This is a genomic window from Chelatococcus albus (assembly GCF_030067675.1).
GTDB classification, from domain to species: Bacteria; Pseudomonadota; Alphaproteobacteria; order Rhizobiales; family Beijerinckiaceae; genus Chelatococcus_A; species Chelatococcus_A albus.
The window spans coordinates 138,309-161,180 of sequence record NZ_JASJEV010000001.1; the positions used below are offsets into that span (position 1 = coordinate 138,309).

Consider the following 22,872-nt stretch of genomic DNA (forward strand, 5'->3'; position numbering starts at 1 on the left):
CGGGGGTGTAGCTCAGTTGGTTAGAGCGCCGGCCTGTCACGCCGGAGGCCGCGGGTTCGAGCCCCGTCACTCCCGCCATCCTCTTCCGAGATTGTGTTATCTCACGGACTCCGCGGGGTGTATAAGGCACTTGGGCGGAGTCGACACCCTGCGGGGGTGTAGCTCAGTTGGTTAGAGCGCCGGCCTGTCACGCCGGAGGCCGCGGGTTCGAGCCCCGTCACTCCCGCCACTCCTCATCTTCATCGAAGAACTTGCCTGCACGCCAGAGGTGCCGTGCTGTCCGCTCCGGCTCGGCAGGCACCCCCAAGGGCCGAATGCGAGTCGGGGGCGGCCCGTCGTGGCATGCAGCCACGACAAGACAGGGCACCGCATCCGGCGCGGAACGCGCGAAGAATGAAGGGAAGGGTGGCCGAACGGATTCGGGCCCTGCCATTGCCCGGGGGAAGGCCCGCACGGCAGCGCGGGTCGCGGCCGGCGATGGCGAAGGGCGCTTCCGGTATGCGGTTCCTTCACCAAGTGGCCGGCGACATACGAACGCGGCACGATTGCGGCACCGCAGCACTTGCCACCCGGGAAACGCTGGGATAAGCCTCGCCGCGCACATGCGAACCGGTCTAAGGCGGGCGATTTCGCAGGATTTTCCTGCAGTTTCGTCGCCATGCCCGTCCCTGCATGGGGAATCGCATGCGCGCGTGTCGAGCTGCGCGACGTTCCGCGTCGAGCCATTCCAGCGAGTGCCGGATGCAGAGCCTTCTCTCCGACTATCTGCCTCTCGTGATCTTCATCGGCGTGTCGCTCGTCATCGGACTGGCGCTGCTGATCTCGCCGTTCATCGTGGCCTACTCGAAGCCCGATGCGGAGAAGCTGTCGGCCTACGAGTGCGGATTCAACGCCTTTGACGACGCGCGCATGAAGTTCGACGTCCGGTTCTATCTGGTGTCGATTCTGTTCATCATCTTCGACCTCGAAGTGGCCTTCCTCTTCCCGTGGGCCGTGACGTTCGGCGAGCTCGGCTGGTTCGGCTTCTGGTCGATGATGGTGTTTCTCGCCGTGCTGACCGTCGGCTTCATCTACGAGTGGAGAAAGGGAGCCCTGGAATGGGATTGATCGCCGAGACCCGCGGCCCTGCCGTCGCGCCGGCGGCCAGGGGCATCATCGATCCGAGAACCGGCAAGCCGGTCGGCGCCGATGATCCGTTCTTCGTCGGGCTCAATGACGAGCTCGCCGACAAGGGCTTCCTCGTCACCACGACCGACGACCTCATCCAGTGGGCGCGCACAGGTTCGCTCATGTGGATGACCTTCGGCCTGGCCTGCTGCGCCGTCGAGATGATGCAGCTCTCGATGCCGCGCTACGACGTCGAGCGCTTCGGCTTCGCTCCGCGCGCCAGCCCGCGCCAGTCGGACGTGATGATCGTCGCCGGTACGCTCACCAACAAGATGGCGCCGGCTTTGCGCAAGGTCTACGACCAGATGCCGGAGCCGCGGTACGTCATCTCCATGGGCTCCTGCGCCAACGGTGGCGGCTACTACCACTACTCCTATTCCGTGGTGCGCGGCTGCGACCGCATCGTGCCCGTGGACATCTACGTGCCCGGTTGCCCGCCGACCGCGGAAGCGCTGCTCTACGGCGTCCTTCTTCTGCAGAAGAAGATCCGCCGCACCGGCACCATCGAACGTTGATTTGCGAAGCTGAACGGACGCGATTGATGAGCGCGGATCTCGAAAGCCTCGGTGCGCATATCGCCGCCTCGCTGCCCGGCGCGGTGACCGGCACGAGCATCGCCTTCGGCGAGCTGACCGTGCAGGCCGAAGCCGCCGAGATCGTGCGGGTGCTGACCTTCCTGCGCAACGATCCGAAGTGCCTGTTCGTGAACTTCACGGACCTGTGTGGCGTTGACTATCCGCAGCGCGAGCGGCGCTTCGACGTCGTCTATCACCTCCTGTCGCCGCGCCATAACGTGCGCGTGCGCGTCAAGGTGCAGACGGACGAGGTGACGCCGGTGCCTTCCGTCATTTCGGTGTTTCCCGCGGCGAACTGGTTCGAGCGGGAGGCCTACGACTTCTATGGCGTCATCTTCTCCGGTCATCCGGACCTGCGCCGCATCCTGACCGACTACGGCTTCGAGGGGCACCCCCTGCGCAAGGACTTCCCGCTCACGGGTTTCGTCGAGGTGCGCTACGACGACGAGCAGAAGCGGGTGGTGTACGAGCCCGTGCGGCTCAACCAGGAGTTCCGCAACTTCGACTTCCTCTCGCCCTGGGAGGGCACGGACTACGTGCTCCCGGGCGACGAGAAGGCCAAGGCGAACTGATCGGGAGGGAGCCTTGGGAGAGCATCAGATCCGCAATTTCTCGATTAACTTCGGCCCGCAGCATCCGGCGGCGCACGGCGTGCTGCGCCTCGTGCTGGAGCTCGACGGCGAGATCGTCGAGCGTGTCGATCCGCATATCGGCCTCCTGCACCGCGGCACCGAGAAGCTGATCGAGTACAAGACCTATCTTCAGGCCGTGCCCTATTTCGACCGGCTCGACTATGTCGCGCCGATGAACCAGGAGCATGCCTTCGCGCTCGCGGTGGAGAAGCTCCTCGGCATCAAGGTGCCGAAGCGCGGCCAGCTCATCCGCGTGCTCTATTCCGAAATCGGCCGCCTGCTCTCGCATCTCCTCAACGTCACGACCCAGGCCATGGACGTCGGCGCGCTCACGCCACCGCTCTGGGGCTTCGAGGAGCGCGAGAAGCTGATGATCTTCTACGAGCGGGCCTCGGGCGCGCGCATGCATGCCGCCTATGTGCGTCCGGGCGGCGTGCACCAGGACCTGCCGCCGCAGCTCCTCGACGACATCTGGGACTTCTGCGATCCCTTCCTCAAGGTCTGCGACGATCTCGAGGGGCTCCTCACCGACAACCGCATCTTCAAGCAGCGCAACGTCGACATCGGCGTCGTCAAGCTGGAGGATGCCTGTGCCTGGGGCTTCTCGGGCGTCATGGTGCGCGGCTCGGGGGCGGCCTGGGACCTGCGCAAGACGCAGCCCTACGAGTGCTACGAGGAACTCGATTTCGACATTCCCGTCGGCAAGAACGGGGACTGCTACGACCGCTACTGCATCCGCATGGAGGAGATGCGCCAGTCGGTGCGCATCATGAAGCAGTGCCTCGAGAAGCTGCGCTCGCCCGAAGGGCAGGGCCCGGTGTCCACCGCCGACGGCAAGGTCGTGCCGCCGAAGCGCGGCGAGATGAAGCGCTCGATGGAGGCGCTCATCCACCACTTCAAGCTCTACACCGAGGGCTACCACGTACCGGCCGGCGAGGCCTATGCCGCTGTCGAGGCGCCCAAGGGCGAGTTCGGCGTCTACCTCGTGTCGGACGGCAGCAACAAGCCCTACCGCTGCAAGATCAAGGCGCCGGGCTTCGCGCATCTGCAGGCCATGGATTTCATGTGCCGGGGCCACATGCTGGCCGACGTGTCCGCGATCCTGGGCTCGCTCGATATCGTGTTCGGTGAGGTCGATCGCTGAGCCGCCGCCTCCGGGTCGGTTGCTCCTTTGATTGGGTGTTGGAATGGCTGTTCGCAGGCTCGCGCCGAAAGAGATCCAGCCCGACAGCTTCGCCTTCACGGCGGAGAATGCCGCTTGGGCGGGGCAGCAGATCGCCAAGTATCCGGAGGGGCGGCAGGCGTCCGCTGTCATCCCGCTCCTGTGGAAGGCGCAGGAGCAGGCCGGCGGCTGGCTGCCGGAGCCGGCCATCCGCATGGTCGCCGATCTCCTGAAGATGCCCTACATCCGGGTGCTGGAGATCGCGACCTTCTACACGATGTTCAACCTCGAGCCGGTGGGGACGCACTTCATCCAGCTGTGCGGCACCACGCCCTGCATGCTGCGCGGTGCCGAGGACTTGAAGAAGCTGCTCAAGGCCAGGATCGGCGATGAGAAGCACGTTACCCCGGACGGCAGGTTCTCGTGGATGGAGGTCGAGTGCCTCGGCGCCTGCTGCAATGCGCCGATGGTGCAGATCAACGCGGACTATTACGAGGACCTGACGCCCGACAGCCTCGGGAAGATCATCGACGACCTCGCCGCCGGGCGCCCGGTGAAGCCCGGGCCGCAGAACGGCCGGCGCGCCTCGGAGCCGGAGGGGGCGATCACGACGCTCTCCGATCCGTCGCTTTACGACGGCTCCCTCATCGGCGCCTGGCGCAAGCGTTTCGAGGAAGAGACGGTGAAGGCGAATGCCGTAGGCGCGCCCGCCGGTGATGCGCCCGCCAAGGACAAGCCCGCCACGGGCGCCGGCGAGAAGCCGAAGGAGTGAGCGGCCATGCTTGCCGACAAGGACCGCATCTTCACCAATCTCTACGGGCTGCACAGCCCGGGGCTGAAGGCCGCGCGCCTGCGCGGCGCCTGGGACGGGACGAAGTTCCTCCTCGACAAGGGCCGCGACTGGATCGTCGAGGAGATGAAGAAGTCGGGCCTGCGCGGCCGCGGCGGCGCGGGCTTTCCGACCGGCCTGAAATGGTCGTTCATGCCCAAGCAGTCAGACGGGCGGCCGCACTATCTCGTCATCAACGGCGATGAGTCCGAGCCCGGCACATGCAAGGATCGCGAGATCCTGCGCCACGACCCGCATCTGCTCATCGAAGGCGCAATGCTCGCCTCCTTCGCCATGGGGGCGCATGCGGCCTATATCTACATCCGCGGTGAGTTCATTGCCGAGCGCGAGGCGCTGCAGCGCGCCGTGGACGAGGCCTACGAGGCCAAGCTCATCGGCAAGGACAATGTCCACGGCTATCCGTTCGATTTCTACGTCCACCACGGCGCCGGCGCCTATATCTGCGGCGAGGAGACGGCCCTCCTCGAAAGCCTCGAGGGCAAGAAGGGCATGCCGCGGCTCAAGCCGCCGTTCCCGGCCAATATGGGCCTCTACGGCTGCCCGACGACGGTGAACAACGTCGAGTCGATCGCGGTTGCCGGCACCATCCTGCGACGGGGCGGGGCGTGGTTCGCGGGCCTCGGGCGCCCGAACAATACCGGCACCAAGCTCTTCTGCATCTCCGGCCACGTGAACAAGCCCTGCAACGTGGAGGAGGAGATGGGCATCCCCTTCCGGGAGCTCATCGAGCGCCATTGCGGCGGCATCCGCGGCGGCTGGGACAACCTGCTCGCCGTCATCCCGGGCGGTTCATCGGTGCCCTGCGTGCCGGCGAACGAGATCATCGACTGCCCCATGGACTTCGATAGCCTCCGGGCGCTCAAGTCCGGCCTCGGCACGGCAGCGGTGATCGTCATGGACAAGTCCACCGACATCGTCCGGGCGATCGCGCGGCTGAGCTACTTCTACAAGCACGAGAGCTGCGGGCAGTGCACGCCGTGCCGCGAGGGCACGGGCTGGATGTGGCGCGTCCTCAACCGCATGGCCGAGGGGCGCGCCCAGAAGCGCGAGATCGACATGCTTCTCGACGTGACCTACCAGGTCGAGGGTCACACCATCTGCGCCCTGGGCGATGCAGCCGCCTGGCCGGTGCAGGGTCTCATCCGGCACTTCCGGCACGAGATCGAGAAGCGCATCGACGACTATGCCGCGAACCCGCATCTGGAGCCGGTGCTCCAGGCCGCGGAGTAGCATTCATCGGCCCCCGGCCTCCCGGACGAACAATCCGGGGCCCGGAGCCTGGACGAAGAGAGTTCCTGCAGCCCGGACCGCATGCCCACGGGGGCGGCGGCCGGGATGACGAAAGACGAGAACGGACAGCGCGATGGCAAAGCTCATCGTCGACGGCAGCGAGATCGAGGTTCCGGCGGAGTTCACGCTCCTGCAGGCCTGCGAGCAGGCGGGCGCGGAGGTGCCGCGCTTCTGCTTCCACGAGCGCCTGTCGATCGCCGGCAACTGCCGCATGTGCCTCGTCGAGGTGAAGGGCTCGCCCAAGCCCGTCGCCTCCTGCGCCATGGCCGTGCGCGACCTGCGTCCGGGGCCGAACGGCGAGCCGCCCATCGTCAACACGCGCACGCCGCTCGTCAAGAAGGCGCGGGAAGGGGTGATGGAATTTCTCCTCATCAACCACCCGCTCGATTGCCCGATCTGCGACCAGGGCGGGGAATGCGACCTGCAGGACCAGGCCATGGCCTACGGCGTCGACTCCTCCCGCTTCCACGAGAACAAGCGCGCCGTCGAGGACAAGTACATTGGCCCGCTCGTGAAGACGGTGATGACGCGTTGCATCCATTGCACGCGCTGCGTCCGCTTCACCACCGAGGTCGCCGGCGTCTGCGACCTTGGCGCCATCGGCCGCGGCGAGGACATGGAGATCACGACCTACCTCGAGAGCGCCATGCACTCCGAGCTGCAGGGCAATGTGATCGACCTCTGCCCGGTGGGCGCGCTCACCTCCAGGCCCTATGCCTTCCAGGCGCGGCCCTGGGAGCTGAACAAGACCGAGTCCATCGACGTGATGGACGCGGTCGGCTCCGCCATCCGCGTCGATGCGCGCGGCCGCGAGGTCATGCGCGTCATGCCGCGCGTCAACGACGCAGTGAACGAGGAGTGGATCTCCGACAAGACCCGCTTCATCTGGGACGGGTTGCGCACGCAGCGCCTCGACCGCCCCTACCTGCGCGAGAACGGCCGCCTGCGCCCGGCCTCGTGGAGCGAGGCCTTCGCGGCGATCGCCGCCTTCGTGAAGGCGACGAAGCCCGAGCGCATCGGCGCCATTGTCGGCGATCTCGCCGCCATCGAGGAGAGCTTCGCCCTGAAGCTCCTCATGGAAGCGCTCGGCACGAAGAATGTTGACGGCCGCCAGGACGGGACGGCTCTCGATCCCCGCTTCGGCCGCGCGTCCTACCTGTTCAATGCGACGATCGCCGGCATCGAGCGGGCGGATGCCATCCTCATCGTCGGCGCCAATCCGCGCCGCGAGGCGGCGGTGCTCAACGCCCGCATTCGCAAGAACTGGCGGGGCGGACGCACGCCGATCGGCCTCATCGGCGAACGCGTCGACCTGACCTACGACTACGAGCATCTCGGCGCGGGCGGCGAGACGCTGGCGGGCATCGCGGCGGGCACGCATCCCTTCGCCGAGGTGTTGCGGCGCGCCGAGCGCCCGCTCGTCATCCTGGGGCAGGGGGCGCTGACCCGCGCCGACGGCCGCGCCGTGCTCGCGCTCGCGGCCAAGGCCGCGGTGGCTGTGGGCGCCGTGAAGGACGGCTGGAACGGCTTTTCCGTGCTGCATACGGCGGCCGCGCGCGTCGGCTCGCTCGATCTGGGCCTCGTGCCGGGCGAGGGCGGCCTCGATGCGAAGTCCATGGTTCAGCCGGGCGCGCTCGACCTGCTCTTCCTCCTTGGCGCCGACGAGGTCGAGGTCCCGGCAGGCCCCTTCGTCGTCTATCAGGGCACGCACGGCGACCGGGGCGCGCATCGCGCCGACGTCATCCTGCCGGGCGCGGCCTATACGGAGAAGTCGGGCACCTACGTCAACACGGAAGGGCGTGTGCAGCTCGCCAACCGCGCCGCCTTCCCGCCGGGCGACGCACGCGAGGACTGGGCCATCCTGCGCGCCCTCTCCGACGTCCTCGGCCACAGGCTTCCCTTCGACTCGCTACTCGAGCTGCGGCGCAAGCTCTATGCCGACTATCTGCACTTCGCCGGGATCGACGCGATTGCCGCCGGCGATGCGGCCGCCATTGCGGCCCTCGCCGGTCTGGATGGGGAGACGGACAGAACGCCCTTCGCCTCGGCAGTGAAGGATTTCTACCTGACCAACCCGATCGCCCGGGCCTCGGCGGTCATGGCCGAGTGCTCGGCGCTGGCCAACGGCGCCCTGCGCCAGGCGGCCGAGTAAGGAGTGCCCACGATGGAATGGCTGACCACCGTCGCGATCATCTTGGGCAAGAGCCTCCTCCTGCTCGTCGCGCTCCTCGTCTTCATCGCCTACATCCTCTATGCCGACCGCAAGATCTGGGCGGCCGTGCAGCTTCGCCGCGGCCCGAACGTCGTCGGCCCGTGGGGGCTGCTGCAGTCCTTCGCCGACCTCCTCAAGTTCGTGCTGAAGGAGCCCGTGATCCCGGCCGGAGCCAACAAGGGCATCTTCCTGCTGGCGCCGCTCGTCACCTGCGTGCTGGCACTCGCGGCGTGGGCTGTGATCCCTGTGGCGGAGGGCTGGGCGATCGCCGACATCAATGTCGGCGTGCTCTACATCTTCGCCATCTCCTCGCTCGGCGTGTACGGCATCCTGATGGGCGGCTGGGCGTCGAACTCGAAATATCCCTTCCTCGGCGCCCTGCGCTCGGCGGCGCAGATGGTCTCCTACGAGGTCTCCATCGGCTTCGTCATCATCACGGTGCTTCTGTGCGTCGGCTCGCTCAACCTCAGCGACATCGTGAAGGCGCAGGAGACGCGCGGGCTCGCCACCATGCTCGGCGTGCCTTGGCTGACCTTCCTCAACTGGTACTGGCTGCCGCTCTTCCCGATGTTCGTCGTGTTCTTCATCTCGGCGCTCGCGGAGACGAACCGGCCGCCCTTCGACCTGCCGGAGGCGGAGTCCGAGCTCGTCGCGGGCTTCATGGTGGAATACGCCTCGACGCCCTACCTCCTGTTCATGCTCGGCGAGTACGTGGCGATCATGACCATGTGCGCGCTGACCACCATCCTCTTCCTCGGCGGTTGGACCTCGCCCATCGGGATCGCGCCCTTCACGTGGGTCCCGGGCGTCGTCTGGTTCGTGATCAAGGTTTCGCTCGTCTTCTTCATGTTCGCCGTGGTGAAGGCGATGGTGCCGCGCTACCGCTATGACCAGCTCATGCGGCTCGGCTGGAAGGTCTTCCTGCCGCTGTCGCTCGCTGCGGTGATCCTTGTCGCCGCGGTCCTGCAGGTCACGGGCTGGGCGCCGGGCGTGTGAAGTTTCATGCGGCCTGCGCTCCGGTGGGCGCGGCCGCGATCGGATCGGGTGGCATGCGCCGGCCGGACGGCGGCGGATGCCGGGACATGAAAGACGGAGTCGGGCGGATGAGGCTCGATCAGGCCGCGAAATCGCTCTTCCTGAAGGAGTTCGTGTCGGCGTTCTTCCTGTCGATGCGCTACTTCTTCAAGCCGAAGGCGACGCTCAACTACCCCTTCGAGAAGGGCGTGCTCAGCCCGCGCTTCCGCGGCGAACATGCGCTGCGCCGCTATCCCAACGGCGAGGAGCGTTGCATCGCCTGCAAGCTTTGCGAGGCGATCTGCCCGGCCCAGGCCATCACTATCGAGGCCGGGCCGCGCCGCAACGATGGCACGCGCCGGACGACCCGCTACGACATCGACATGGTCAAATGCATCTACTGCGGCTTCTGCCAGGAAGCCTGTCCGGTGGACGCCATCGTCGAGGGGCCGAATTTCGAGTTCGCGGTCGAGACGCGCGAGGAGCTCTACTACGACAAGGATAAGCTCCTCGGGAACGGCGCGCGGTGGGAGCGCGAGATCGCGCGCAACATCGCGATGGATGCGCCATACCGGTGAGGATGGTGTCGTGGGAAACGGTGTTCACAGCCCGGCCGTCCGGCCGGCGCTGCAACTGACGGGGCTCGAAGCATGACGGTCGCTGCGGCCTTCTTCTATCTCTTCGCATGCGTCTGCATCGCGTCGGCCTTCATGGTCATCGCGTCGCGCAATCCCGTGCACTCGGTGCTCTTCCTCATCCTCGCCTTCGTCAATGCGGCAGGGCTGTTCCTGCTCATGGGCGCCGAATTCCTGGCGATGATCCTCGTCGTCGTCTATGTCGGCGCCGTGGCGGTGCTCTTCCTCTTCGTCGTGATGATGCTCGACGTCGATTTCGTGGAGCTTCGGCAGGGCTTCCTGCAGTACCTGCCCATCGGTGCCGCGATCGGCGTGATCTTCCTCATCGAGCTCCTGCTCGTCGTGGGGTCGATGGCCATCGACCCGAACATCCTGAAGTCGCCGGTCGCGGCCATTCCGCCGGCCGACCAGGTGACGAACACCGCCGCGCTGGGGCGCGTGCTCTACACCCAGTATCTCTACTTCTTCCAGGCCGCCGGCCTCGTGCTCCTCGTCGCCATGATCGGAGCCATCGTGCTGACGCTGCGCCACAAGGCAGGCATCAAGCGTCAGGACGTGGCGGCCCAGGTGGCACGGACGAAGGCCACGGCCATCGAGGTGCGGAAGGTGCCCTTCCGCCAGGGCGTCTGAGGCGCGGAGGGCAGGAGAGACCATGATCATCGGGCTCGCGCATTATCTCACCGTCGCCGCAGTGCTCTTCACGCTCGGCGTCTTCGGCATCTTCCTGAACCGGAAGAACGTCATCATCATCCTGATGTCGATCGAGCTCATCCTGCTCGCCGTCAACATCAATCTCGTCGCCTTCTCCACGCACATGGGCGACATCGTCGGGCAGGTCTACGCCCTCATGGTGCTGACGGTCGCCGCCGCGGAGGCTGCGATCGGGCTCGCCATCCTCGTCGTCTACTTCCGGAACCGCGGCACCATCGCGGTCGAGGACATCAACATGATGAAGGGCTGAGGCCGCCGATCATGTATCAAGCGATCGTTTTCCTGCCCCTCGTCGGCTTTCTGATCGCCGGCCTCCTCGGCCGGTTCATCGGCGCGCGCGCGAGCGAAGTCGTCACCACCTCGCTCCTCTTCGTCTCCTGCGCCCTGTCGTGGATCGCCTTCACCCAGGTCGGCTTCGGCGGCGGCACCACCCGCGTCCAGGTCGCCAACTGGCTTGTCTCCGGCGACCTCGTGGTCGACTGGGCGCTGCGCATCGACACGCTGACGGCGGTGATGCTCGTCGTCGTCACGACCGTGTCGTCGCTCGTGCATCTCTATTCCGTCGGCTACATGCACGAGGACACATCGCGGCCGCGCTTCTTCGCCTATCTGTCCCTGTTCACCTTCGCCATGCTGATGCTGGTGACCTCGGACAACCTGGTGCAGATGTTCTTCGGCTGGGAAGGGGTCGGCCTCGCGAGCTACCTGCTCATCGGCTTCTGGTACGACAAGCCGTCGGCGAACGCCGCAGCCATCAAGGCCTTCATCGTCAACCGCGTCGGCGATTTCGGCTTCTCGCTCGGCATCTTCCTCGTCTTCACCCTGTTCGGGACGATCGCCTTCGAGGGCATCTTCCCGCGGGTGGGCGAATTCGCGAGCCAGACCTTCCGTTTCCTCGGCTACGACTGGAACGCCCTGACCATCACCTGCCTGCTGCTCTTCATGGGGGCCATGGGCAAGTCGGCACAGTTCCTGCTGCATACCTGGCTGCCGGACGCCATGGAGGGCCCGACCCCGGTGTCGGCGCTGATCCACGCCGCGACCATGGTCACCGCCGGCGTCTTCATGGTGGCGCGCCTGTCGCCGCTCTTCGAGCTCGCGCCGACAGCGCTGTCGGTCGTCACCGTGATCGGCGCCACGACCGCCTTCTTTGCCGCCACCGTCGGCCTCGTGCAGAACGACATCAAGCGCGTCATCGCCTATTCGACCTGCTCGCAGCTTGGCTACATGTTCGTCGCGCTCGGCGTCGGAGCCTATTCGGCCGGCATCTTCCACCTCTTCACGCACGCCTTCTTCAAGGCGCTGCTCTTCCTCGGCGCCGGCTCGGTGATCCATGCGATGCACCACGAGCAGGACATGCGCCACATGGGGGGCCTGCGGAAGCACATCCCCTTCACGGCGGCGATGATGGGTATCGGCACGCTGGCGCTCACGGGCTTCCCCTTCACCGCAGGCTATTTCTCCAAGGATGCGATCATCGAGGCGGCCTATGCGGGCAAGGTGCCGGGGGCGAACTTCGCCTTCCTCATGACGGTTGCCGCGGCGCTGATGACGTCCTTCTACTCCTGGCGCCTCTACTTCATGACCTTCGAGGGCAGGCCGCGCTGGTCGCACAACGGCCATGCCCACGCCCACGGCCATATCGCCCCCGCGGCGGGCGGCCACGAGCACGAGCATGCCGAAGAGCACCACGGCCGCGCGCATGCCCTGCATGCGCCGCACGAGAGCCCGCTCGTCATGCTGATCCCGCTCGCCGTGCTGGCGGTGGGGGCGGTGGCCGCCGGCTTCCTCTTCAAGGAGGCCTTCATCGGCCATGACTACGATCACTTCTGGAAGGGCGCGCTTTTCACGGCCAAGGACAACCACATCCTGCACGACATGCACGAGGTGCCTGGCTGGGTCGTGGCCTCGCCTTTCGTGATGATGGTCGTCGGCTTTCTGGTGGCCTTCTGGTTCTATGTCATCGACCCCAAGAAGCCCGTGCAGCTCGCCAAGGCGAACCCGCTACTCTACCGCTTCCTCTTCAACAAGTGGTATTTCGACGAGCTCTACGACGTGCTCTTTGTGCGTTCGGCGAAGTGGCTCGGCTTCTTCCTCTGGCGCAAGGGTGACGGCTGGCTGATCGACGGTTTCGGACCGGACGGTGTTTCGGCGCGTGTCGTCGACGTGACCAACAGGGTCGTGCGCCTGCAGACGGGCTACGTCTACCACTACGCCTTCGCGATGCTCATCGGCGTTGCGGCTTTCGTCACCTGGTACCTCTTCGGGGGCGTGCTCTGATGTTCGGCCTCGGCATTCTCTCCGGCCTTCTCGTCCTGCCGCTCGTCGGCGCGGCCTTCATCCTGACGCTGCGCGGCGAGGAAGAGGCGGTGCGCTCCAACGCCCGCTGGGCGGCGCTCGTCACGACGGTCGCGACCTTCGTGCTCTCGGTTGTCGCCTGGCAGCGCTTCGACGGCGGCAATGCGGCCTTCCAGCTCGTCGAGACGCACGCCTGGCTCACGGATTCGATCCGCTTCAAGCTCGGCGTCGACGGCTTCTCGATGCCCTTCGTGCTGCTCACGACCTTCCTGATGCCCTTCTGCATCATCGCCTCGTGGCAGCCCATCGAGACGCGCGTGAAGGAGTACATGGTCGCCTTCCTCGTGCTCGAGACGACCATGATCGGCGTCTTCGTGGCGCTCGACCTCGTGCTCTTCTACCTCTTCTTCGAGGCGGGCCTCATCCCGATGTTCCTCATCATCGGCGTGTGGGGCGGCAAGCGGCGCGTCTACGCGGCCTTCAAGTTCTTCCTCTACACGCTGCTCGGCTCGGTGCTGATGCTGCTCGCCGTGATGGCGATGTACTGGGATGCCGGCACCACCGACATCGCGGTGCTGCTCAAGCACAGGTTCGCGCCGGCCATGCAGACGTGGCTGTGGCTCGCCTTCTTCGCATCCTTTGCGGTGAAGATGCCGATGTGGCCGGTGCACACCTGGCTGCCGGACGCCCACGTCGAGGCGCCGACGGCCGGCTCCGTCATCCTGGCCGCCATCCTCCTCAAGATGGGCGGCTACGGCTTCATCCGCTTTTCGATCCCCATGTTCCCGGACGCGTCGGTCTATTTCACGCCGCTCGTCTACGCCTTGTCGATCGTCGCGATCATCTACACCTCGCTCGTTGCGATGATGCAGGAGGACATGAAGAAGCTCATCGCCTATTCGTCCGTCGCCCACATGGGCTTCGTGACCATGGGCCTCTTCACGATGACGCCGCAGGGCATCCAGGGCGCGATGTTCCAGATGGTGAGCCACGGGCTCGTCTCGGGCGCGCTCTTCCTCTGTGTCGGCGTGGTCTACGACCGGCTGCACACGCGCATGATCGCCGACTACGGCGGCCTGGTGCACCGCATGCCGGTCTATGCAACCTGCTTCATGGTCTTCACCATGGCGAACGTCGGCCTGCCGGGCACGTCCGGCTTCGTCGGAGAGTTCCTGACGCTCACGGGCGCGTTCAAGGTCAACTCCTGGGTCGCCTTCTTCGCCACCACGGGCGTCATCCTGTCGGCGGCCTATGCGCTGTGGCTCTACCGGCGCGTGATCTTCGGCAAGCTCGAGAAGGAAAAGCTCAAGTCGATGCCGGATCTCAACTACCGCGAGGTGCTGGTGCTCGTGCCGCTCCTTCTCCTCGTGATCTGGTACGGCGTGCAGCCGGGCGCGGTGCTCGATGCCTTCGCCGCGCCCACCACCGAGCTCCTGAAGAGCACGCAAGCCGCCCTCTCGGCCGCGAAGACCGCGGCGCTGACGCTCCACTGAAGGCCTGACCGATGCCTGCCTTGACCGTGCCCGCCATCGCGCCCGCCCTGCCGGAGCTCCTGCTCGCCGCCGGCGCGCTCGTGCTCGTGCTGATCGGAGCCGTCCAGGGCGACCGTTCGCGGGGCCTCGTCGGCGCGCTCGCCCTGGCGCTGCTCGTCGCCGCCGGCCTTGCCGTGGCGATGCAGCCGGCCGGGCGCATCGAGACCTTCAACGGCGCCTTCGTCGTCGACGGCTTTGCGCGCTTCATGAAGCTGCTGACGCTTCTCGGCGCCGCCGCCTCGCTCATCCTGTCCTCCGACTATCTGAAGCGCGAAAGGCTCGATCGCTACGAGTATCCCATCCTCGTCGTCCTCGCGACGACGGGCATGCTGATGATGATCTCGGCGAACGATCTCATCGCGCTCTACGTCGGCGTCGAACTGCAGAGCCTCGCGCTCTATGTCATCGCGGCGATGGATCGGGACAATGCGCGCTCGAGCGAGGCGGGGCTGAAGTACTTCGTGCTCGGGGCCCTGTCCTCGGGCATGCTCCTCTACGGCGCCTCGCTGACCTACGGCTTCTCCGGGACAGTGTCTTTCCCTGGAATCGCCGCTGCGCTGCAGAACGGCCATTCGGCCGGCATCGTCTTCGGCGTCGTCTTCCTCGCTGCGGGCCTCGCCTTCAAGATCTCGGCCGTGCCGTTCCACATGTGGACGCCGGACGTCTATGAAGGCTCGCCGACGCCCGTGACGGCCTTCTTCGCGGCGGCGACCAAGATGGCGGCCATGGCCATGACGGTCAGGGTCTTCGTCGGCGCCTTCCCGGGCATCGTGCCGCAGTGGCAGCAGATCGTCGTCTTCATTGCCATCGCCTCGATGGTGCTCGGCGCCTTCGCCGCCATCGGCCAGCGCAACATCAAGCGCCTCATGGCCTATTCCTCGATCGGCCACATGGGCTATGCGCTCGTCGGCCTCGCGGCCGGGACGGAGCAGGGCGTCAACGGCGTACTCGTCTACATGGCGCTCTATCTCGCCATGACGCTCGGCGCTTTCGCCTGCATCATCGCCATGCGGCGCGAGGGCGGCATGGTGGAGGAGATCGACGATCTCGCCGGGCTCGCCCGCTCGCAGCCGGCGCTCGCCTTCTGCCTGGCGATGCTGCTCTTCTCGCTCGCAGGCATCCCGCCGCTCGCCGGCTTCTTCGCCAAGTTCTATGTCTTCGCCGCCGCCATCCAGGCAAAGCTCGTGACGCTCGCCGTCATCGGCATCGTGGCGAGCGTGGTGGGCGCCTACTATTACATCCGCATTGTCAAGGTGATGTATTTCGACGAGCCGCGCGGCGCCTACCTGCCGATGGCGCCCGGGTTGAAGCTCGTGCTCGGTGTGTCGAGCGCGGTCGTCGTCCTGTTCTGGCTCGCGCCGGCTCCGCTCGTCGGTGCCGCGGCGGCCGCGGCGAAGTCGCTCTTCTGATCCCGGCCGGCGATGGACAGGGCGGCGCTCGCAGCGGAGGCCCGGGACGCGGGCTTCCGCCTTCTGTCCCTCGATGCCACGCCCTCGACCAACGACGAGGCGTTGCAGCGCGCGCGTGAGGGTGATCCGGGCAAGCTGTGGATCCTGGCGCGCGAGCAGACGAAGGGCAGGGGGCGCCACGGCCGCGCCTGGGCCTCGCCACCGGGCAACCTCTACGCGAGCCTTCTCCTCGTCGAACCCTGCGACCTGACGGACGCACCACAGCTCGGCTTCGTCGCCGGGCTCGCGCTCTACGACGCCATCGGCGCCGTGGCTGGCCTCACCGCGCCACGGCTCACGCTGAAATGGCCGAACGACCTCCTGCTCGACGGCGCCAAGATTTCGGGCATCCTGCTCGAGGGACATCGCATCGGCACGCCACCGCGCTTCGTCGTCATCGTCGGCATGGGCCTCAACGTCGGCTTCGCCCCGAGCGACACGCCCTATCCGGCGACGAGCTTGGCGCAGGCGGTGGGACCCGTGGAGGTCGCGGCCGTCTTCTCCGCCTTGTCGGCGGCCTTCGCCACGCGGCTCGCACAATGGGACAAGGGCCTGGGCTTCGCCCGGCTGCGCGAGGCGTGGCTCGCGCGCGCCGCCGGCCGGGGACAGCGCGTCACCGTGCGCCTGCCGGGCCGGGAGGTGAGGGGAACCTTCGTTGGGATGGACTCGGCCGGGCGTCTCCTGCTTGATGGCGAGGCGGGGCGCGAGACGATCGACGCCGGCGACCTCTTCTTCGGTTCCCTGCGCTCGGCGTGAGCCGGTGCGCCAACAGCATTGCATAGAAACGGATTGTGATGGCGCCTCGCACGGACAGCCTCGTCTTCGTCGCTCTTGGCGGTCTCGGAGAGATCGGCATGAACGCCGGCCTCTACGGCTTCGGGCCGGAGGGGCGGCGCAAATGGCTCCTGGTCGACTGCGGGGTGAGCTTCGCCGGGGAGGATCTACCCGGCATCGACCTCGTGCTGCCGGACATCCGCTTCCTGGAGGAGGAGCGGAAGAACCTCGTCGGCATCGTCATCACGCACGCGCATGAGGACCACATCGGCGCGCTCGCGGAGCTGTGGCCGCGGCTCGAGGCACCAGTCTACTGCACGCCCTTTGCCGCGGGCCTGCTGGAGCTGCGCCGCCTGTCGGAGCCCGGCGCGCCCAGGATTCCGCTCAACGTCGTCGAGCAGGGCGGGCGCATCGCTCTGCCGCTCTTCGACGTGGAGTTCGTGCCCGTCTCCCACTCCATTCCGGAATCGAACGCGCTCGCCATCCGCACGCCACTCGGCATGGTCCTCCATACGGGCGACTGGAAGATCGACCCGACGCCGCGCGTCGGCCTGCCCACGGACGAGGCCCGGTTCAGGGCGCTGGGCGACGAGGGTGTGCTCGCCCTCGTCTGCGACTCGACCAACGTGGTGCGCGACGGCATCAGCCCGAGCGAGGCGGACGTGGCGGTGTCACTCGCCGACATCATCAAGGCCTCGCCCCACCGCGTCGCCGTCACCACCTTTGCCTCCAACGTGGCGCGTATCCGTGCGGTGGCGGAGGCGGCCATGGCCTGCGACCGGGAGGTCGTCGTCGTCGGCCGGGCGATGGAGCGCGTCATCGATGTGGCGACCGAATGCGGCTATCTCGCGGGCCTGCCGCCGTTCCGCGCTGCGGAGACCTACGGCTATCTGCCGCGCGACAAGGTGGTGGCGCTGCTCACCGGCAGCCAGGGAGAACCCCGAGCCGCCCTCGCGCGCGCCGCGCTCGACGAACATCCCGACATCGCCCTGTCGCCGGGCGACCGCGTGATCTTCTCCTCCCGCACCATTCCCGGCAACGAAAAGGCGGTCGGCCGCATCATCAACAACCTCATCCGCCAGGGCGTCGAAGTCATCACCGACCGAACCCATTTCGTGCACGTCTCCGGGCATCCACGCACGGGCGAGCTCGAGCAGATGTACGCCTGGACGCGCCCGCGCATCGCCATTCCGGCGCACGGCGAGGCGCTGCATCTCGACGAACATGCGAAATTCGCGCGGCGGCAGGGCGTGCCTTCGGTCGTCAAGGCGGCCGACGGCGATCTCGTCGAGATCGCCCCGGGCAAGCCTGGCATCGCTGACGACGTGCCCACCGGCCGCCTCTACAAGGACGGCATACTGCTCGTCGGAGCGGGCGAGAAGACCGTGCCGGAGCGCCGGCGCCTGTCCTTCGCCGGCGTCGTGTCAGTGGCGATCGCCGTCGACGACAAGGGCAATATTGCCGGCGATCCGGAGATCGCGCTCACCGGCCTGCCGCCGCGCACCCGCGCCGGCGAGGCGATGGACGCACTCGTGAGCGATGCTGTCGCCGACGTCCTCGACGGGCTCCCGAAGGCCAAGCGTCGCGATCCCGACGCGATGGCGCATGCGGTCGAGCGGGCCGTGCGCGCGGAAGTGCAACATGCCTGGGGCAAGAAGCCCACGTGCCACGTGCTCGTCGTCGCGATATGAGGGGCCGCAGCGCTACGGGAGGAAAGGAATGATCGGTCGGCTCAACCATGTCGCCATCGCGGTCAGGGACATCGCGGCCGCGTCCAGGATCTACCGCGATACGCTCGGCGCACGGGTCTCCGAGGCGGTTGCACAGCCGGAGCATGGCGTGACGACAGTCTTCGTCGAGCTGCCGAACACCAAGATCGAGCTGCTCGAACCGCTCGGCGACGGGTCCCCGATCAACAAGTTTCTCGAGCGCAATGCTGACGGGGGCATTCACCACGTCTGCTACGAGGTGGACGACATCCTCGCCGCACGCGACCGCCTGCTGGCTACGGGCGCGCGCGTGCTCGGCTCGGGCGAGCCCAAGATCGGGGCACACGGCAAGCCCGTGCTCTTCCTGCACCCGAAGGACTTCTGCGGCACGCTCGTGGAGCTGGAGCAGGCCTGAGGCTGAGACCGTGCGACCCGAAGCAGGGCGAGAGAGATGATGACCGTTTCGGGCGCACTCGCCCTTTATTTCGTGATCTGGTGGATCGTGCTGTTCGCCGTTCTGCCGTTCGGCGTCAGGAGCCAAGCCGAATCGGGCGAGGTGACACATGGCACGGAGCCCGGGGCACCCGTGCGCCCGGGGCTCTTGCGCAAGGCGCTGATCACCACGGCGATTTCGGCGGTGATCTTCGCCATCGTCATGGTGGCGATCAACACGATCGAGCTTTGATCGGCGAAAGCGGGGCGCTGCTCGCGCGCAGGTTGCGGTTGCTGCGGCCCAAGAAAAAAGCAAGGCCATAAGCCTTGCTTCAAGTCTTCCTCTCGAACCCTTCCCGCCTTACCGCCACTTGCGGCCGGGGCACTCGTGCACCTCTCGCGCGGGTCTGATGGGCTTCCTCCCGAGACCTGGACCGCCGCCCGCGCCGTCACTTCCTGCAGCGCCTGGGACAATCAGCCGCAAAATTGTTAGTCGATCATTGGGGGCTTGTCATCATTTAGTGCAGATGCAGCCTCTCTTTTTTGCAGGGTGGCCCAAAGGCGGTCGCGACTTGGGCAAGGGGGCCCCGGGGACGGCACACCTGCGCTTGTCTTTTCGAAGCGGTCGGTGTTGTCTCAGCGGCCGACTCGCCCGTCGAAAATCCCGGCAATCCCAAGGTTCCGATGCGCCTCAGCCGCTATTTCCTGCCCATTCTCCGCGAAACCCCGAAGGAGGCGGAGATCGCCTCCCATCGGCTGATGCTCCGCGCCGGCCTCCTGCGTCAGCAGGCCGCGGGCATCTATTCCTGGCTGCCGCTCGGTCTCAGGGTGCTCAACAAGATCACCACCATCGTGCGCGAGGAACAGAACCGGTCAGGCGCGGTGGAACTGCTGATGCCGACCATCCAGTCGGCCGAGCTCTGGCGCGAGTCCGGGCGCTACGACGCCTACGGCAAGGAGATGCTGCGCATCCGCGACCGCCACGACCGCGAGATGCTCTATGGCCCGACCAACGAGGAGATGATCACGGACATCTTCCGGGCCTACGTGCGCTCCTACAAGGACCTGCCGCTCAACCTCTACCATCTGCAGTGGAAGTTCCGCGACGAGATCAGACCGCGCTTCGGCACCATGCGCTCGCGCGAGTTCCTGATGAAGGATGCCTATTCCTTCGACCTCGACCAGGAGGGTGCGCGCCACTCCTATAACAAGATGTTCGTGGCCTACCTGCGCACCTTCGCACGGCTCGGCCTCAAGTCGATCCCGATGCGGGCGGACACGGGACCGATCGGCGGTGACCTGAGCCATGAGTTCATCATCCTCGCCGCCACGGGCGAGAGCGAGGTGTTCTGCCACAGGGACGTGCTCGACACGCCGATCCCGCCGGCGGACACTGACTTCGACGACGTCGCGCATCTTCAGTCCATCGTCGACAAGTGGACCTCGGTCTATGCCGCGACCTCCGAGATGCACGACGAAGCGGCCTTCGCGGCGATCCCCGACGACAAGAAGGTTTCCGCGCGCGGCATCGAGGTCGGCCACATCTTCTACTTCGGCACGAAATATTCCGAGCCGATGAAGGCCACCGTCACCGGCCCCGATGGGCACGAGCGGCCCGTGCACATGGGATCCTACGGCATCGGCCCGTCGCGCCTCGTGGCTGCGATCATCGAGGCGAGCCACGACGAGGCGGGCATCGTCTGGCCCGACCCGGTCGCTCCCTTCGACGTGGCGCTCCTCAATCTGAAGCCCGGCGACAGCGCGACCGACGACGCCTGTGGGCACCTCTACCGTGCGCTCGGCCTGCGCGGCCGGGACGTGCTTTACGACGACCGCGACGAGCGTCCCGGCGCGAAGTTCGCCACCGCCGATCTCATCGGCGTGCCGTGGCAGATCCTCGTCGGGCCGAGGAGCCTGTCAGAGGGCAAGGTGGAGGTGAAGCGCCGCGCCACCGGCGAGCGCGAGCTCCTGTCGATCGAGGACGCGGTCGTTCGCGTCGCCGGCTGAAGGGACCCGGATGAAGCTGTGAGGACGCGGGTACGAGCATGAGCGGAGCGGCGCATACCGGTTCGACGAAGCCATTCGCGCCTTTCGAATGGATGCTCGCGCTGCGCTACCTGCGCGCCCGACGAAGGGAAGGCTTCATCTCGGTCATCGCCGGCTTCTCCTTCCTCGGCATCATGCTCGGCGTCGCGACGCTCATCGTCGTGATGTCGGTCATGAACGGCTTCCGCCAGGAGCTCCTGAGCAAGATCGTCGGCGTGAACGGCCACATCTTCGTGCAGCCGATCGACAAGCCGCTGACCGATTATGCCGAACTGTCGGAACGTCTCGGCAGGATGCCCGGCGTCGCGCTGGTCGTGCCAATGGTGGAGGGGCAGGCGCTCGCCTCCTCGCCCTATAACAACAGCGGCGCGCTGGTGCGCGGCGTGCGCGAGACGGACATCGCCCGCATCCCGTTCATCGCCAACAACGTCAGGCAGGGCACACTCGATGGCTTCGACGTGAAGGGCGGCGTCGCAATCGGCCGGCGCATGGCCGAGTATCTGAGCCTGCGCGTCGGCGACAGCTTGACCGTCGTCTCGCCCAGGGGCGCCGCCACCCCCTTCGGCACGGCGCCACGCATCAAGTCCTATCCGATCGTCGCCGTCTTCGAGATCGGCATGTCGGAATTCGACGGCTCCTTCGTCTACATGCCTCTGGCGGAGGCGCAGGCCTATTTCAACCGCGATGGCGACGTCAGCGTCATCGAGCTCTTCCTCGACGACGCCGACAAGGTCGACGAGGCGCGCCAGCGCATCGAGGAGGGGGCTGAACGCCCCCTGATGCTCGTCGACTGGCGCCAGCGCAACCGCACCTTCTTTTCGGCGCTCGAGGTCGAGCGCAACGTCATGTTCCTCATCCTCAGCCTCATCGTGCTGGTGGCGGCGCTCAACATCATCTCGGGCCTGATCATGCTCGTGAAGGACAAGAGCGAGGACATCGCCATCCTGCGCACCATGGGCGCGACGCGCGGCGCCGTCATGCGCGTGTTCCTCATCACCGGTGCCTCCATCGGCGTCGTCGGCACCATCGCCGGTTTCGGCCTGGGTGTGGCACTCGCGGCCAACGTCGAGGCCATACGCGCCTTCCTGTCGCGCCTCACCAATTCCAACCTGTTCCCGGCCGAGCTCTATTTCCTGAGCCGCCTGCCGGCGAAGATCGACGTCGGCGAGGTCACGACCGTGGTCGTCATGGCGATCGCCCTGTCGCTCGTCGCGACGCTCTATCCGAGCTGGCGCGCGGCCAAGCTCGATCCCGTGGAAGCGCTGCGCTACGGCTGAGGCGGATCGATGGCTACACCACATCCCGCTCTCTTCCTCTCCCGCGTCGAGCGCCGCTACATCCAGGGCGATGCGACGCTCGAGATCCTGCGCGGCGCCGACCTCGCCGTCTGGCCCGGGGAGATCGTCGCGCTCATCGCCCCATCCGGGACTGGCAAGTCGACACTGCTCCACACCGCCGGCCTCCTTGAGCGCCCCGACGGAGGAGAGGTCTACGTCGCGAGCCAACCGACGGTCGCCCTCGATGATGGCGGTCGCACGCGGCTGCGCCGCCTCGAGATCGGCTTCGTCTATCAGTTCCACCACCTCCTTGCCGACTTCTCGGCGCAGGAGAACGTCGTCCTGCCGCAGCTCATCCGGGGGTTGCCGCGCAGGGAGGCCGAGCGGCGCGCCGGGGAACTGCTGTCTTTCCTCGGTCTCGGGGAACGGCTGCATCACCGGCCGGCGGAACTGTCGGGCGGCGAGCAGCAGCGGGTTGCGATCGCCCGGGCCGTGGCCAACGCGCCACGGGTCCTGCTCGCCGACGAACCGACCGGCAATCTCGACCCGAAGACGGCCGACCATGTCTTCTCGACGCTGATCGCGCTCGTGCGTGCGTCCCGCCTCGCGGCCGTCATCGCCACGCACAATCTCGATCTCGCAGCGCGCATGGACCGCTGCGTCACGATCCGCGACGGCATCATCGTGCCGCTCGACTGAGACCGGCGACCGCAGGGCGATCGGTGGTCGCCTGTGGCCCTTCGCGCCGGGTCCCGTTCCCGGTCGCGACCTCACTCAACGATCGCCGGCGCCGCGTCTTCGTCGTGGCATCGCTCCGCGGGCCAAGGCGAAAGCCTCGGGCGACGGCCACTCCCTTGCGCTGACAACATTCCCCGGGGTGCAAGGCCGGGGACCAGGCGTCCCCACCCGGCGGCAACCTTAACCACGATTGCCTCTTGCGCGAGAACAAAAAATGAACATCATTGAACATACAAGGAACACGGAGGCCGCCCATGATCAAGCTGCTTCTCGCCAGCGTCGTCGAGCTGGCGTCGCTCGGCGTCTTTGTCGCGATGATTGGACTCTGGGCGGCCATCGCCGGCGGCAGCGTCTGATTCAATCCACAGGA

General features: G+C 66.7%; 20 protein-coding genes, 2 tRNA genes and 1 pseudogene. All 23 read left to right on the forward strand.

The features are described 5' to 3' along the window. Nucleotide 1 precedes the first annotated feature (1 nt). The 23 genes and pseudogenes from QNA08_RS00595 to QNA08_RS00705 all read left to right on the forward strand — a co-directional run bounded on the left by QNA08_RS00595 (nt 2) and on the right by QNA08_RS00705 (nt 22,463). Nucleotides 2-78: transfer RNA gene (locus QNA08_RS00595), tRNA-Asp, on the forward strand. A gap of 74 nt (nt 79-152) precedes the next feature. After that, a tRNA-Asp gene (locus QNA08_RS00600) sits at nt 153-229 on the forward strand. A gap of 512 nt (nt 230-741) precedes the next feature. Further along, nucleotides 742-1,107, forward strand: coding sequence for an NADH-quinone oxidoreductase subunit A (locus tag QNA08_RS00605; RefSeq protein ID WP_283738746.1), 366 nt, complete (start codon nt 742-744; stop codon nt 1,105-1,107). Then, nucleotides 1,098-1,682: a NuoB/complex I 20 kDa subunit family protein gene (locus tag QNA08_RS00610; RefSeq protein WP_283738747.1), complete on the forward strand. Its 585-nt coding sequence runs from the start codon at nt 1,098-1,100 to the stop codon at nt 1,680-1,682. The genes QNA08_RS00605 and QNA08_RS00610 overlap by 10 nt, the downstream gene beginning before the upstream one ends. A 26-nt stretch (nt 1,683-1,708) precedes the next feature. Further along, nucleotides 1,709-2,314: an NADH-quinone oxidoreductase subunit C gene (locus QNA08_RS00615; RefSeq protein WP_283738748.1), complete on the forward strand. Its 606-nt coding sequence runs from the start codon at nt 1,709-1,711 to the stop codon at nt 2,312-2,314. A gap of 13 nt (nt 2,315-2,327) precedes the next feature. Next, complete coding sequence (locus QNA08_RS00620) at nt 2,328-3,518, forward strand: NADH-quinone oxidoreductase subunit D (RefSeq protein WP_283738749.1); 1,191 nt, start codon at nt 2,328-2,330, stop codon at nt 3,516-3,518. A gap of 43 nt (nt 3,519-3,561) precedes the next feature. After that, nucleotides 3,562-4,302: pseudogene (gene nuoE, locus QNA08_RS00625) on the forward strand (NADH-quinone oxidoreductase subunit NuoE); the annotation flags it as partial. 12 nt (nt 4,303-4,314) lie between these two features. Continuing rightward, a complete protein-coding gene (gene nuoF, locus QNA08_RS00630) occupies nt 4,315-5,616 on the forward strand; it encodes an NADH-quinone oxidoreductase subunit NuoF (RefSeq protein ID WP_283738751.1) in 1,302 nt (433 codons plus the stop codon). Nucleotides 5,617-5,749: 133 nt separating this feature from the next. Continuing rightward, the gene (gene nuoG / locus QNA08_RS00635; RefSeq protein WP_283738752.1) at nt 5,750-7,828 is read left to right on the forward strand and encodes an NADH-quinone oxidoreductase subunit NuoG; all 2,079 of its coding nucleotides are present in this window, start codon (nt 5,750-5,752) and stop codon (nt 7,826-7,828) included. 12 nt (nt 7,829-7,840) lie between these two features. Next, nucleotides 7,841-8,884 carry an NADH-quinone oxidoreductase subunit NuoH gene (gene nuoH, locus QNA08_RS00640; RefSeq protein ID WP_283738753.1) on the forward strand — a complete coding sequence of 348 codons (1,044 nt, stop codon included), beginning with the start codon at nt 7,841-7,843 and terminating at the stop codon, nt 8,882-8,884. Between the two features lie 107 nt (nt 8,885-8,991). After that, complete coding sequence (gene nuoI, locus QNA08_RS00645) at nt 8,992-9,480, forward strand: NADH-quinone oxidoreductase subunit NuoI (protein ID WP_283738754.1); 489 nt, start codon at nt 8,992-8,994, stop codon at nt 9,478-9,480. A 72-nt stretch (nt 9,481-9,552) separates the two neighbouring features. After that, the gene (locus tag QNA08_RS00650) at nt 9,553-10,167 is read left to right on the forward strand and encodes an NADH-quinone oxidoreductase subunit J (RefSeq protein WP_283738755.1); all 615 of its coding nucleotides are present in this window, start codon (nt 9,553-9,555) and stop codon (nt 10,165-10,167) included. 22 nt (nt 10,168-10,189) lie between these two features. Continuing rightward, complete coding sequence (gene nuoK, locus QNA08_RS00655) at nt 10,190-10,498, forward strand: NADH-quinone oxidoreductase subunit NuoK (protein WP_283738756.1); 309 nt, start codon at nt 10,190-10,192, stop codon at nt 10,496-10,498. 11 nt (nt 10,499-10,509) lie between these two features. Continuing rightward, on the forward strand, nt 10,510-12,528 hold the full coding sequence (gene nuoL / locus QNA08_RS00660; RefSeq protein ID WP_283738757.1) for an NADH-quinone oxidoreductase subunit L: 2,019 nt from the start codon (nt 10,510-10,512) through the stop codon (nt 12,526-12,528). Further along, nucleotides 12,528-14,039, forward strand: a complete 1,512-nt coding sequence (locus QNA08_RS00665; protein ID WP_283738758.1) for an NADH-quinone oxidoreductase subunit M — start codon at nt 12,528-12,530, stop codon at nt 14,037-14,039. The genes nuoL and QNA08_RS00665 overlap by 1 nt, the downstream gene beginning before the upstream one ends. Nucleotides 14,040-14,050: 11 nt before the next feature. Next, entirely contained in the window at nt 14,051-15,487 is a 1,437-nt protein-coding gene (gene nuoN / locus QNA08_RS00670; protein WP_283738759.1) for an NADH-quinone oxidoreductase subunit NuoN, read from the forward strand. A gap of 12 nt (nt 15,488-15,499) precedes the next feature. Further along, nucleotides 15,500-16,282 carry a biotin--[acetyl-CoA-carboxylase] ligase gene (locus tag QNA08_RS00675; RefSeq protein ID WP_283738760.1) on the forward strand — a complete coding sequence of 261 codons (783 nt, stop codon included), beginning with the start codon at nt 15,500-15,502 and terminating at the stop codon, nt 16,280-16,282. A 38-nt stretch (nt 16,283-16,320) separates the two neighbouring features. Further along, nucleotides 16,321-17,991, forward strand: a complete 1,671-nt coding sequence (locus QNA08_RS00680) for a ribonuclease J (protein ID WP_283738761.1) — start codon at nt 16,321-16,323, stop codon at nt 17,989-17,991. 28 nt (nt 17,992-18,019) lie between these two features. Beyond that, a complete protein-coding gene (gene mce, locus QNA08_RS00685) occupies nt 18,020-18,424 on the forward strand; it encodes a methylmalonyl-CoA epimerase (RefSeq protein ID WP_283738762.1) in 405 nt (134 codons plus the stop codon). A 39-nt stretch (nt 18,425-18,463) separates the two neighbouring features. Next, nucleotides 18,464-18,694: a DUF1467 family protein gene (locus QNA08_RS00690; RefSeq protein ID WP_283739288.1), complete on the forward strand. Its 231-nt coding sequence runs from the start codon at nt 18,464-18,466 to the stop codon at nt 18,692-18,694. 431 nt (nt 18,695-19,125) lie between these two features. Then, a complete protein-coding gene (gene proS, locus QNA08_RS00695) occupies nt 19,126-20,448 on the forward strand; it encodes a proline--tRNA ligase (RefSeq protein WP_283738763.1) in 1,323 nt (440 codons plus the stop codon). 38 nt (nt 20,449-20,486) lie between these two features. Further along, nucleotides 20,487-21,764, forward strand: coding sequence for a lipoprotein-releasing ABC transporter permease subunit (locus QNA08_RS00700; protein ID WP_283738764.1), 1,278 nt, complete (start codon nt 20,487-20,489; stop codon nt 21,762-21,764). Between the two features lie 9 nt (nt 21,765-21,773). Next, complete coding sequence (locus tag QNA08_RS00705) at nt 21,774-22,463, forward strand: ABC transporter ATP-binding protein (RefSeq protein WP_283738765.1); 690 nt, start codon at nt 21,774-21,776, stop codon at nt 22,461-22,463. The last annotated feature ends 409 nt before the right edge of the window (nt 22,464-22,872 follow it).